Below are 9,376 nucleotides of genomic sequence, written 5' to 3'. Positions count from 1 at the left end.
GACAGTCAAGTTGCAGGTGAACTGATTGACATGATTGGACAAGCTGACTACTTTATCGCTGATAAGGCCTATGATTCACAAGCGATCAGGGATAAAGCTTGCATGCATGACATGATTCCTATAATTCCCAAAAGAAGCAATGCTAAAGCGCCTAATCCAGAATTCGATAGCTACTTATACAAACTGCGCCATCTTGTTGAGAATATGTTTGCAAGGCTTAAACACTTTAGTAGTATCGCCACTCGCTATGAGAAGTTAGCTCGTAATTTTAAGTCAATGCTTTATCTGGCGTGTACTATCGTTCATTGTAAGATGAATTGAAGACACGCCCTAGCTATATTTAATTATTCTACGTTAATCATTGCTAGTATTGATGCCAGTCTTTGTTCATCATTTTTTGTCACCTTGTTCACTACGTCATTAGTCACCTTTGTTCGCCCGCTATTAGGATTAACCTTATGTCACAACACACAACTTCTAATGCCAACGCTCAGTCATTTTCACAAAATACCTTATCGAATGATACCTTTACGGTTGGCAGTCGTACCTTCTCATCTCGATTACTAGTCGGTACTGGTAAATATAAAGATATGGCTGAAACGGGCGCGGCTATTGGCGCCTCAGAAGCTGAAATTGTCACCGTTGCTATTCGCCGCACCAATATCGGACAAAACAGCGATGAGCCGAATTTATTAGATGTCATTTCACCTGATAAATATACCATTTTACCCAATACCGCAGGCTGCTTTGATGCCAAAACTGCGGTTCGCACGTGTAAGCTTGCTCGCGAGCTATTAGGCGGGCATAATTTGGTGAAGCTGGAAGTATTAGGCGATGAAAAATCGCTTTATCCAAACGTGATGGAAACCTTAAAAGCGGCAAGAGAGTTAATTGATGACGGCTTTGAAGTCATGGTTTATACATCAGACGACCCTATTGTCGCGCAAGAATTAGAGAGCATGGGCTGCGTGGCGATTATGCCGCTTGGTAGCTTGATCGGTTCTGGTCTTGGCCTGCTTAATCGCCATACGCTTAGCCTGATTATCGAAAATGCTAAGGTGCCCGTCTTGGTTGACGCTGGCGTTGGTACGGCTTCTGATGCCGCGATTGCCATGGAGCTTGGCTGTGATGGCGTGCTGATGAACTCAGCAATTGCTCATGCGCAAAATCCTGTGCTGATGGCGCAGGCCATGAAACACGCTATTTGGGCCGGGCGTCAAGCTTTCTTGGCGGGCCGTATGCCCATGCGCAAAATGGCCATTGCTAGCTCGCCGCAGACCGGCTACTTTTTTCAGTAATTGTTTAATTTTTATTTTAAAGCTCTAGTTTGAATTTTTAGCTAAAAATAACTTATAAAATGATAAGAATGTCGTAGGGATATTTTTATCATTAGTAAGCTTTTTTGGATATTTTATAACCGTTTGGCCTTTGTTTTATTGAATAATTTTCATTTTTATAAAAGGATTTATTATGCGACTTCTCACAGCGGTCGACCAGTTGTTTTTACTTCTTGAGTCGCGTAAACAGCCCATGCATGTCGGTGGTCTGCTCCTATTCGAATTGCCAGAAAATGCGGATAGCAATTTTGTTTGTCAATTGGTCAAACAAATGCAGCACTCTGAGGTATCGCCTACCTTTCCTTTTAACCAAGTGCTTGAGCATCTGATATTTTGGAAAAAAGACAAGAATTTTGATGTGGAGCATCACTTGCATCATGTGGCGCTACCAAAACCTGCCCGCGTACGCGAGCTGTTGATGTATGTGTCAAGAGAGCATGGTCGCCTTTTAGACCGTGCGATGCCACTGTGGGAATGTCATGTTATTGAAGGTATTCAGCCAGAAAGCGTCGGTGCTCCTGAGCGCTTTGCTTTATATTTTAAAATCCATCATTCTTTAGTTGATGGTATTGCGGCGATGCGCCTTGTGAAAAAATCCTTATCTCAATCGCCAACCGAACCAGTCACGCTACCGATTTGGTCGTTGATGGCGCGTCACCGTAATCAAGTCGATGCGATTTTGCCAAAAGAGCGCTCGGCGCGGCGGATTATCAAAGAGCAAATATCGACCATTAAACCCGTGTTTACAGAACTGCTCGATAATTTAAAACATCTTGGTGACGACAGTTATGTCAGCACCTTTGCAGCACCGATGAGTATTCTTAATAAACGCATTTCTGCCTCAAGGCGTATCGCCGCCCAGTCGTATGATATACAGCGTTTTAATGATATTGCTGAGCGTCTAAACATCAGTAAAAACGATGTGGTGCTTGCCGTTTGTGCCGGTGCTATTCGCCGTTACTTGCTAGCGATGGATGCGCTGCCAAGTAAGCCATTGATTGCGTTTGTACCGATGTCATTACGTACGGATAATAGCGTAGCGGGCAATCAGCTGTCATTTGTACTGGCCAATTTGGGGACGCATTTAGACGATCCACTCAGCCGAATCAAGCTAATTCACCGCAGTATGAATAATGGCAAACGCCGTTTTCGCCGTATGAATCAGGCGCAAGTGATTAACTATAGTGTGATTGCTTATGCGTGGGAAGGCATCAATTTGGCAACAAATATATTCCCAAAAAAACAGGCCTTTAACCTTATTATCTCAAACGTCCCTGGCTCTGAAAAGCCGCTTTATTGGAATGGTGCGCGCCTGCAATCTTTGTATCCAGCGTCGATTGTACTTAACGGACAAGCGATGAATATCACCCTTGCCAGCTATTTGGACAAGATTGAATTTGGTATTACCGCTTGTAGTAAAGCCTTGCCGCATGTGCAAGATATACTGGTATTGATAGAAGAAGAGTTGCAGCTGTTGGAACGCACCAGTAAAGCGCTTGAATCTCAAGGCATTACGGTTACAGATAAAAGTGACGACAAAGAGAATGGCAAAACAAAAAAACTGGCTCCATAACGGAACCAGCTTTTCTTAATATTAATTTTCTAAATCTTCAATAACGTCAGACTACAAAATATCGCCCCACGTTGGGACAACCACTTGCATTAAAGGTTTTAATAATTTCACATTACAAGCAAAGATAGAGCCTGTAGTCATCGAGTTGTGCGCGCCCGTATGGTCAACGACGACGCCGCGGGCTTCGGTTACGATAAGCTCACCAGCGGCAATATCCCAAGGCTTGATGGACATCTCAAAATAACCATCAAAACGACCAGCGGCAACATAACATAAATCAAGCGCGGCTGAGCCTAAACGGCGAATTTGACCGCCGGCTTCAGAGATTTTTTGTAAGCTTTCAAAATGCTGCTTGGCATAAGAGATGACTTCGCCATTGCGTTTACGCTCAAGCGGATGACCGGTAGTAAATAGACCGCCATCAATCGTTTTACGCTCGCTCACATTGATACGGCGCTGGTTTAGACGCGCGCCCTTACCGCGGCTGGCAGAAAACATCTCATCACGCACAGGGTCATAAATGACGCCGTGTTGGGTCACGCCTTTATGCTGCACGGCGATAGAGACACAAAACTGCGGCACGCCATGGACAAAATTTTTGGTGCCATCTAGCGGATCGATAATCCAGCACCAGTCAGCATCTTCGCCGCGGCCTTCTTGCATACCAAACTCTTCACCCAAAAATGAGTGATTTGGGTAGCTGGCTTTTAACGTCTCAATCGTCAGCTCTTCGCTGAAACGATCAATGCGGGTGACCAAACCATCAAGCCCTTTTGACTCGATATCCAGCTCGATTTTGTGGCGGTTTTGATGCGCGTATAAAATCTCTTTACCGACTTTTTCAGCAGCGCGCGCTGCGATGACGACCATGGGTTCCATAAATAACCTATTTGCTTGATGAATGAATACTACGTAAGAGATGCGACTGATAAAATGTACAAAAATAAAACCTGCTTAAAACTGAATCATATTAATAACTAATAAAAACCCTAGCCGCCTAGCATACCAAATATATGATGCCAGCAGTCGTGCGCCCAAGTTGTCAAATAATTCACACCTACGGCAAATAGGCGAGGTTTAAGCAAAAAGCAAAAATGCTTTATTTTTCAATCCGCTATTTTAGCAATTTTTTTTGAGTGATAGGATTTTATTTTAGCAACTGCTGGAGCTGGCTGACGACCCCTGCAACATCCAGACCACAATCAGCCATTTGTTCTGCTGGTGAACCATGAGCGATAAAGCGATCAGGAATACCGATATTACAGATTACTGGGCGGCTGTTTTTAAAGGCTATTGATTCGTTTAGTAAATACTCATTTACCGCACTGCCCGCGCCGCCCATAATCATATGCTCCTCTAAGGTTGCAATGTAGGTGATGCCTTGTTCAATTAAGCTTTCAAGCAAATGGGTATCTAACGGTTTTACCCAGCGCATATTGACCACGTGAACCTGACAGTCTGATGTTATATTGTCATTAATCAAGCTTTCTGCTGCTTGCTGAGCCGTGTCAACCATGGTACCAAAGGCCAATAACGCCAATTTATTAGGCGCATCGTTGCTTCCCAATACCGACTCTACCACCGCTTTGCCAATAGGATAAATCTGTGCTGGCTGCGTAATCGTCGCGCCAACGCCAACGCCGCGCGGATAGCGTACTGCTGTACAGCCTTGGTATTCATAGCAAGTATTCAGCAGATGATAGCATTCGTTTTCATCTTTTGGCGCGGCAATCAGCATATTCGGCACGCAGCGTAAAAAGGCAAAATCAAACACGCCTGCATGGGTGGCGCCATCTTCACCAACTAGACCGGCGCGGTCAACGGCAAACATCACATCAAGATTTTGCAGCGCCACATCATGAATCAGCTGATCGTAACCACGTTGCAAAAATGTCGAATAAATCGCCACGATTGGCTTGATGCCTTGGGTTGCCATGCCGCCTGCCAAAGTTACGGCATGTTGCTCAGCAATCGCCACGTCAAAAAAGCGCGTAGGGAATTGACGGGCAAACTCAATCATTCCCGAGCCTTCTTCCATAGCTGGAGTAATGGCAAGGAGCTTATCGTCAGCAGCGGCTTTATCACATAAAAACTGCCCAAAGATTTGCGAATATTTTAATAGCGACTTGTTGGCTGTTAGACTGGCTTTTACTGCTTCCTTCTCGCTAGCTTCAGCAGGTAATTTGCTAATGGCATGATAACCTACGGGGTCTAATTCAGCAGGCGCAAACCCTTTACCTTTAGTAGTATAAATATGGACTAACACCGGGCCTTTTACTTGCTTGGCAAGCGATAGCACGCGCAGCAATTCAGGAATATTATGCCCATCAAATGGACCAAAATAGGTAAAGCCAATGGCTTTAAATAAATTGTCTTCTAACTGCGGCACATCGCGCAGCTCGTTATGACGTTTACGGCGATCATAAGCCTGCATATCAGGGCGCTGGCATAATATTGGCTCGCCTGCATCAGAGATATCTACCTGATAGCCTGATTCCCATAGTGTCGCTAAGTGCCGCGAGAAACCGCCAATCGAGCAAGATATCGACATGTCATTGTCATTTAAAATGACCAACAAATCTGCATCTTGTTGCACGGCATCGTTCATCGCTTCAAACGCCATGCCGCCTGTCATCGCGCCGTCGCCAATAATACAAGCGACCGTTTGCGCGCGGCCTTGATAGCGCAGCGCTAAGCTCATGCCAAGGCCGGCTGAAATAGACGTCGATGAATGCCCAACGCCAAACGTATCATAGATAGATTCGGCGCGTTCTGGAAAAGCGGTCAGACCATCTTTTGCGCGTATGCTGCCAAGCCTATCACGGCGTCCGGTCAACACTTTATGAGCATAAGCCTGATGGCCGACGTCCCAAACGATTTGATCTTGCGGCGCATCTAACAAATAATGCAGCGCAATAGTCAATTCAATCACGCCTAAATTGGCCCCAAAATGACCACCGCTTTGACCGGCTGAGTAAAGCAGAAAAAGCCGTAGCTCATCCGCCAAAGTGATTAGCTGCGCCTCATCAAATGCTTTAAGGTCAGCGGGCGTTGCTACCGTATCAAGCAGGGGCGTATGCGGACGCTCACGGGGAATGACTGCATAGGTTTTTTGCAGGTTTGATAGCGGTGCAGCAGAATCAGTGGCTGACGCAGATAATGACTTAGACTGTGGGGAATGAGGTGACTGCTGCATAAAACGTACGATACCTACCAATCTGCTGACAAGATGCTACCTTAGAATACCGAGACGGCGTTACCACGGCTGACATTCTAAGGGGCGTTAATAATAGCGTGGACATCATAAACTGATAAATGCCATCGACTATATGATTATTGATACAGCTTTTAAAGCAACTGTTAAAATAATTATTAAAGTAATTGTTAAAGTAATTGTTAAAGTAATTGTGAATAACGAAAAATACGCTATTGAAAATAAAGCAACTCTTTCAAATGTGAACTTTTTATCGGCATTTTAAAATAAGGACACGACCTAATACAAAACCCGAGGCGGCCTGCTGATTTTGCCTTCATATTGGGCGCGTATCAGGCGACAGTGACGACATAGTAATGTAAGGGCAAAGACTTGTCACTGTATCCGTCAAAATAGTATGGCATAATAGCATTTATTTTTAATTGTCGCTTTAATCATCGTGCGCCGTCTGTGAACTTTGTGTGTATTTCCACCAGCCAGCATCCGTATGCTATTTCTCCTAGCAGCCCATGTGCCTTATTTTGACTACTATTATATGGTATAGAGTGGTAGTCGCAGACCGTAGCGTCACGATGATCAGCTTATGCAGGACATTAATGTCATATCAATTTATCACTAGCGCCAAACTTCCTACTCGTCACGGCGAGTTTGACATTCATATCTTTGAAAATGAAGACGGTCAAGAGCATGTGATGCTTACTGTCGGTTTACCTGTAGCCAATCAAGCTGATGTTTTAAATCAGCAGGGCACAGCATTAAGCCAAGACCGTCAAACGCCAAAAGAAGCGCCTATTCCGCTGATACGTATTCATTCTGAATGCTTGACCGGCGACGCCTTTAGCTCACTAAAATGTGATTGTGGGCCGCAGCTTAATTCCGCAATGCAAGCGATACAAGAGACGGGCTGCGGGGCGATATTATACTTGCGTCAAGAAGGGCGCGGTATCGGTTTGACCAATAAAATCCGTGCTTACGCCTTGCAAGATCAGGGGCATGATACATTAGATGCCAATCTTATGTTAGGGTTACCAGCTGATGCGCGCGTTTATGATATGTGCGGACCGATGCTTGCTCACGTCGGTGTCGATAGCGTACGTCTCATCACCAATAACCCTGATAAAGTCGCTTACTTAACCGAGCATGGCATCAATGTGGTTGAGCGCGTGCCGTTGTTGGTCGGGGTGAACGATATGAATGCTGACTATCTAGCGACCAAACGCGACCGCATGGGCCATCTGCTTGATAAAGACTTCAATACCGCCTTACACCTTAATAAATAGTAAATAATTAGATATTTTATGACCATACCAAATACAGATAACAATGACAATTTACCAGAAACCACTGCGGCAGTGACGCCAACCCACGATGACATCAGACGCGTGCGCGAGTTTTTGGTGGATTTGCAAGCGCGTATCTGCCGAGCCTTAGAGGCGCAAGAGCGTGACGGCAGTAGCAATGATAAGCCAGCAACCTTTGTGCCCGACGATTGGGAACGTCCTGAGGGCGGCGGTGGCCGTTCTTGCGTGCTGGCAGGGGGCGAAGTGATTGAAAAAGCGGGCGTGATGTTTAGTCATATCCATGTGCATAACCTACCCGCCTCGGCAACCGCGCGCCATCCTGATATTGCTGGCCGTAAAGCGCAAGCGATGGGCGTGTCCTTGGTTGTGCATCCTAAAAACCCTCATGTGCCGACCAGTCATGCCAACGTGCGTTTATTCATTGCTGAAGCCGAGGGCGAAGCGCCGATTTGGTGGTTTGGTGGTGGCTTTGATTTGACGCCATTTTACCCTGTCCTTGCCGACTGCGTACATTGGCATCAGGTCTGTTATGACCTCTGCGCGCCGTTTGGCGATAGCGTCTATCCTGACTTTAAGCAGTGGTGTGACGAATACTTCCATCTGCGCCATCGTGATGAGCAGCGCGGTATCGGTGGGCTATTTTATGATGACGTCAATTTTGAGAGTCGCGGTTGGGATTTCGAGACCTGCTTTAACTTTATGCAAGCGGTTGGCAATGGTTATCTTGAAGGCATCTTACCAATTTTTGAGCAGCGTAAAAACACCCCTTATACCGAAGCGCAGCGAGAATTCCAGCTTTACCGCCGCGGACGCTACGTTGAATATAACCTTGTTTATGACCGTGGTACCCTGTTTGGGCTACAAAGTAATGGCCGCATCGAATCCATCTTAGTCAGCATGCCGCCGCTTGCTAGTTGGCACTATCGCTTTGAACCTGCACCCGGAACGCCCGAGTTTGAATTAACCGATTTTTACCTAAAACAGCGTGATTGGTTGACTTTATAGTCATGATTGGCATAATAAGTCGCAGACAGCGTTTAGGTTCTTGTATAAACGACCCTATTTGCTCTCTAAAAATTTTCGGAAAAATATTATCAAGGTCAGCGTTACTGCTGACCTTTATTATTTACTGTCTTTTATTTGAGAGCAGCCAAATGGTTAAATAGACCATTGTCATTTTTAGCATATGAAGTTCGCTTTAGCGACAATTCATAGCAGATGAAAATGCCATTACAAAAAGGTACTTTATTGTCCTATTTTATCTTAGTTGATTAAGGTTTAATTAACAGCAATACAGGTTTAAAAATGCAGATTTAAAACGGATGCATGGTAAAAATCTAGGACTCAGCTGTCTTTAGCAATTAAAACAATAACATTTAATTCATAGTAGCAATTTAATAAGTGGCGAGCATGCAAATGCTACGGCACCTTTTTATTAGCCACGTATAAAGGAGCAATACAGATGGCACAGGTTTCTAATAATAAATCTTTCAAGTCTATCGTTAGCATCACCTTAATGGCCGCTGCCTTAGGTCTAACGGCTTGTAGTACGTCAGTCGACCCTGACGTCAAAGCGCGCCAAGACAGTATGAAAAGCTGGAGTGATGCGATGGGTATCATGGGCGATATGGCAGAAGCACCAGATACCTTTGATGCCGAGGTGTTTAAAGAGCAAGCGGCATTTTTAGCTGAAGACTCAGCCAATCCTTGGAGCCACTTTGAAAACCAAGAAGCCACAGGTAACGCAACTGAAGCCGTTTGGAGCAACGTTGATGATTTTCGTGCAGAAGCCGATGACTTTCAAAAAGCTGCTGCTAACTTAAATACCGCTGCCCAAACCGCAACCAGCGTTGATCAAGTTTTGCCAGCGCTTGGGCAAGTCGGTGACAGCTGTAAATCCTGCCATACTGACTTTAAAGTGAAAAAAGACTAATTAATACCAAACCCAAAA

The 9,376-nt window shown here is 45.1% G+C and carries 8 protein-coding genes; 6 read left to right on the top strand and 2 right to left on the bottom strand.

Annotated features, from left to right (window positions below; translation table 11 throughout):
- The 3 genes from B4240_RS09560 to B4240_RS09550 all read left to right on the top strand — a co-directional run.
- The coding region (locus B4240_RS09560; RefSeq protein ID WP_296238710.1) for a transposase at window positions 1-321 on the top strand (321 nt) is incomplete at its 5' end.
- A gap of 137 nt (window positions 322-458) precedes the next feature.
- Window positions 459-1,298 carry a thiazole synthase gene (locus tag B4240_RS09555; RefSeq protein WP_296238708.1) on the top strand — a complete coding sequence of 280 codons (840 nt, stop codon included), beginning with the start codon at window positions 459-461 and terminating at the stop codon, window positions 1,296-1,298.
- Between the two features lie 172 nt (window positions 1,299-1,470).
- On the top strand, window positions 1,471-2,910 hold the full coding sequence (locus B4240_RS09550) for a WS/DGAT/MGAT family O-acyltransferase (RefSeq protein WP_296238706.1): 1,440 nt from the start codon (window positions 1,471-1,473) through the stop codon (window positions 2,908-2,910).
- 51 nt (window positions 2,911-2,961) lie between these two features.
- On the opposite strand, the gene B4240_RS09545 is transcribed toward B4240_RS09550, so the two are convergent.
- Window positions 2,962-3,789 (bottom strand): inositol monophosphatase family protein, encoded by an 828-nt coding sequence (locus tag B4240_RS09545; RefSeq protein ID WP_296238704.1) that lies wholly within the window; start codon window positions 3,787-3,789, stop codon window positions 2,962-2,964.
- 268 nt (window positions 3,790-4,057) lie between these two features.
- A complete protein-coding gene (gene dxs / locus B4240_RS09540; protein ID WP_296238702.1) occupies window positions 4,058-6,106 on the bottom strand; it encodes a 1-deoxy-D-xylulose-5-phosphate synthase in 2,049 nt (682 codons plus the stop codon).
- A 614-nt stretch (window positions 6,107-6,720) separates the two neighbouring features.
- On the opposite strand from dxs, the gene ribA reads away from it, so the two are divergent.
- The 3 genes from ribA to B4240_RS09525 all read left to right on the top strand — a co-directional run bounded on the left by ribA (window position 6,721) and on the right by B4240_RS09525 (window position 9,358).
- Window positions 6,721-7,404 carry a GTP cyclohydrolase II gene (gene ribA, locus B4240_RS09535; RefSeq protein ID WP_296238700.1) on the top strand — a complete coding sequence of 228 codons (684 nt, stop codon included), beginning with the start codon at window positions 6,721-6,723 and terminating at the stop codon, window positions 7,402-7,404.
- Between the two features lie 18 nt (window positions 7,405-7,422).
- Window positions 7,423-8,430, top strand: coding sequence for an oxygen-dependent coproporphyrinogen oxidase (hemF, locus tag B4240_RS09530; RefSeq protein WP_296238698.1), 1,008 nt, complete (start codon window positions 7,423-7,425; stop codon window positions 8,428-8,430).
- A gap of 457 nt (window positions 8,431-8,887) precedes the next feature.
- Window positions 8,888-9,358 carry a c-type cytochrome gene (locus B4240_RS09525; RefSeq protein ID WP_296238695.1) on the top strand — a complete coding sequence of 157 codons (471 nt, stop codon included), beginning with the start codon at window positions 8,888-8,890 and terminating at the stop codon, window positions 9,356-9,358.
- Window positions 9,359-9,376: the final 18 nt, after the last annotated feature.

The sequence above is a fragment of the Psychrobacter sp. UBA5136 genome (assembly GCF_002414005.1).
Classification (GTDB): domain Bacteria; phylum Pseudomonadota; class Gammaproteobacteria; order Pseudomonadales; family Moraxellaceae; genus Psychrobacter.
Note: the sequence above shows the minus strand (reverse complement) of the source record. Positions and strands in the feature narration are given on the sequence as shown.

What these genes read in the sequence shown, in the direction of transcription:
- B4240_RS09525 (WP_296238695.1), top strand. Translation starts at nt 8,888, where the DNA reads ATGGCACAGGTTTCTAATAATAAATCTTTCAAGTCTATCGTTAGCATC.
- dxs (WP_296238702.1), bottom strand. Translation starts at nt 6,106, where the DNA reads ATGCAGCAGTCACCTCATTCCCCACAGTCTAAGTCATTATCTGCGTCA.
- B4240_RS09555 (WP_296238708.1), top strand. Translation starts at nt 459, where the DNA reads ATGTCACAACACACAACTTCTAATGCCAACGCTCAGTCATTTTCACAA.
- B4240_RS09550 (WP_296238706.1), top strand. Translation starts at nt 1,471, where the DNA reads ATGCGACTTCTCACAGCGGTCGACCAGTTGTTTTTACTTCTTGAGTCG.
- hemF (WP_296238698.1), top strand. Translation starts at nt 7,423, where the DNA reads ATGACCATACCAAATACAGATAACAATGACAATTTACCAGAAACCACT.
- B4240_RS09545 (WP_296238704.1), bottom strand. Translation starts at nt 3,789, where the DNA reads ATGGAACCCATGGTCGTCATCGCAGCGCGCGCTGCTGAAAAAGTCGGT.
- ribA (WP_296238700.1), top strand. Translation starts at nt 6,721, where the DNA reads ATGTCATATCAATTTATCACTAGCGCCAAACTTCCTACTCGTCACGGC.